The organism is Guyparkeria sp., from assembly GCF_041687595.1.
GTDB lineage: Bacteria > Pseudomonadota > Gammaproteobacteria > Halothiobacillales > Halothiobacillaceae > Guyparkeria.
Map to the genome: position 1 here is coordinate 1 of NZ_JAWLBP010000096.1, position 3012 is coordinate 3012.

General features: G+C 69.7%; 2 protein-coding genes. One reads left to right on the forward strand and one right to left on the reverse strand.

Annotated features, from left to right (window positions below; all coding sequences use genetic code 11):
- Window positions 1-147 precede the first annotated feature (147 nt).
- Window positions 148-1053, reverse strand: coding sequence for a complex I NDUFA9 subunit family protein (locus ACESL5_RS09705; protein WP_372592577.1), 906 nt, complete (start codon window positions 1051-1053; stop codon window positions 148-150).
- Between the two features lie 431 nt (window positions 1054-1484).
- On the opposite strand from ACESL5_RS09705, the gene ACESL5_RS09710 reads away from it, so the two are divergent.
- Entirely contained in the window at window positions 1485-2912 is a 1428-nt protein-coding gene (locus ACESL5_RS09710) for a dihydrolipoyl dehydrogenase family protein (protein WP_372592578.1), read from the forward strand.
- The last annotated feature ends 100 nt before the right edge of the window (window positions 2913-3012 follow it).

Sequence of the window (3012 nt, forward strand, 5' to 3'; positions counted from 1 at the left end):
GGTCTGCGACTGGTGCAATCCCTGACCTGTTTCCATTCCCTCCGTCCGCAGCCGCTCGATGCGCTCGCCGGAGCCGCCGCCGGAACGCGCATCGGCGGCCCCGGGTCACCGGGCTGCGGCAGAGGTCGAGGCACTCTCGGCCTCACCTTACCGGGCGCCCAGGCAGTACGGTAGACTTTCCTCCAGGGAACGCGGTGTGAGCCCGAGATCGGCGAAGGTGCCGGCACCGTGACCGACGACGTTATCCTCCTGCATCAGCAGTACCTGGTCCCGCGTCAATGGCGGATTGGGCAGGGACGTTGCCAGCACCGCCAGGGCCCGCCAGAGCAAAAAGGGGATCGGGATCAGCGGCCTGCGGCGTCCCAGGTACGCGAGGACCCGCTCGACCACCTCGCGATATCGGTAGACGCAGGCGCCGCCCAGTTCGAACAGGAATTGTTCGGAACCGGTGGCCCCGGTCCGCACGGCCACGGCCTGCGCCACGTCGTCGACCAGCACCGGCTGAAGACGGGTTTCGCCGCGGCCGAACAGGGGGATCACTGGCAGGCGCGAGAGGCGTACGAGGTTGCCGAGGAAGGCATCCCGGGGCCCGAACATCACGCTCGGGCGCACAATGATCGCCTTCCCGAAGGCCGCCCGCACGCTCTCCTCGCCGCCGGCGCGGGCGCGCACGTAGCCAGACGGCGAGGATGGGCTTGCGCCGATGCCGGAGATCAATACCAGCTGCCGGATCCCGGCCTCGCGCGACAGCCGAGCCACCCGGCCGGCGCCCTGCACATGGACGGCCTCGAAGGTGTCCTTGCCGCCGGATTCGACGTACAGACTCACCGCGTTCACGGCGCTGGTGGCATTCTCCAGCGCCCGGTTGACGCTGGCCGCATCGTGGATGTCGGCGGTCGCCAGTTCGATGACGTCACGGTCGCTCGCCCAGTCGGGGCGAACGGGGTGGCGTGCGGCGATGCGCACCGCCCTTCCCGAAGTCGCGAGCGCCCGGACGATGCGGCTGCCCAGAAATCCCGTGCCCCCGAAGACTGTGGTGACCTCGTGGCTCATCAGTGGGCTCCTGTTCCGCGTCGTGGCGTTTGGATTCTCGCCGGTTTTCGGCGGAACACGCCATGGGTATGTTTCCGCACGGCGCATGCTGCGCCCCGGGAGGCCTGAACAGGGCGATTCCGGCCTTTCGCGGAACCCGGGATCAGGTCCCGCATTCCGGCATTGTTCCGGGATTCGCGCTCGCAGGCGGCGCACCAGGGGTTTCTTCGGGCCCCTGGTGCCGGTGGATACCCAGACGGCACACGCGCCCCGGTGGCATCGGGCGGGTAGGCGGCCGACAGGCGCGCGGGCGTGATGAAACAGGCATTTTCCGTCCCTATACTCCTGGTGGATGGCCCGCCTGCGAGAAGGTCTCGGCACGCTTCTCCCGCGACCGGGTGCCTGCCGACGGCTTCGGCTTCGATACCCCACCGTTGCCGGGAGGAGCGAACATGGCAAACGCGGAAACCAACGATCGAAAAGACCGCGAGGCGAGCTACGACGTCATCGTGATCGGGGCGGGTTCGACTGGCACCAACGTGGCGTGGTACGCCCGTGACAACGACCTGTCGGTGGCGGTTGTCGAGAGCGAACTGGTCGGCGGGGAATGCTCGTACTGGGCCTGCATCCCCAGCAAGGTGCTCCTCGGCTCCTCCGCGGCCGTGGCGGCGGCGCGGCGCATTCCCGGTGCCGCCGCCGCCGTCAACGGCGAGCTCGATGTCGATGCGGTGTTCGCTCGGCGCACACAGTGGACCCACGGCTGGGACGATGAGGCCCAGGTGTCCTGGCTGAAGCGCATCGGGGCGGAGCTGTTTCGTGGCCGGGGTCAGCTTGCCGGCGAACGCCGCGTCGAGGTGGCGCTGGATGACGGCGGATCCAGGACGCTGACGGCATCGCGCGCGGTGGTCGTCGCCAGCGGTTCCCGCGCCAGCATTCCGCCGATCGACGGGCTCCGAGAGACGCGCGTTTGGGACAATCGCGGGGCGACGGCGGCCGAACGGGTTCCCGGCCGGCTCCTTGTGCTTGGCGGCGGTGCGGTCGGCGTCGAAATGGCCCAGGCGTACCGTCGGTTCGGTGCCGAGGTGACCATCGTCGAGAGGGCCGACCGGCTGCTCGGATCCTACGAGCCGGAGGTCAGCGAGGTGATGCGTGCGGTGCTCGAGGCCGATGGCGTCACCGTGCTTTCCGGGACCGCGGCCGCGTCGGTGGCGCGCAGGGAGGGCGATGAAGGCCCCGTTACGGTGAGCACCCAGGACGGCGAAGAACTGGCCGGTGACGAGCTCCTGGTAGCGATCGGTCGCACACCCAACACCGACGACCTCGGGCTCGAGACCGTCGGGCTGTCACCCGGCGGCCCGCTCGCAGTGGACAACCGGCTGCGGGTCACCGGCGTTGACGGCGGCTGGCTATACGCGGCCGGGGATGTCAACGGCCGGGTACTGCTAACGCACCAGGGCAAGTACCAGGCCCGGATCATCGGTGACGTGATCGCCGGGAAGGACGGGACGGCCTGGGCCGATCAGCGGGCGGTGCCACAGGTCCTGTTCACCGATCCGCCGGCCGCCTCCGTCGGCATGACGGAACAGCAGGCCCGCGACGCCGGTCGGGAGGTCAAGACCGTTGCCGCCGACCCGAATAGGGTCGCCGGTGGTGCGCTGCACGGACACGACCACGGCATGGCGAAGCTCGTGATCGATCAGGCCCGCCGCGTCGTCGTGGGTGCGAGCTTTGTCGGGCCCGATGCCGGCGAGATCCTGCACTCCGCCACTATCGCCATCGTCGGCGAGGTCCCGCTCGAGACCCTGTGGCACGCGGTTCCGGCCTATCCGACCACCAGCGAGGTGTGGCTGCGACTGCTCGAGGCCGATCGGGGGCTGTAGCCGGCGGCTGCCGGCTGCGCTTCAGGGCTGCCCGGCCCCGGACCGTTGCAGCCGGGCATCAAGCTGCCAGAACAGCAGCGCCCAGCCCAGGCCGAATGCC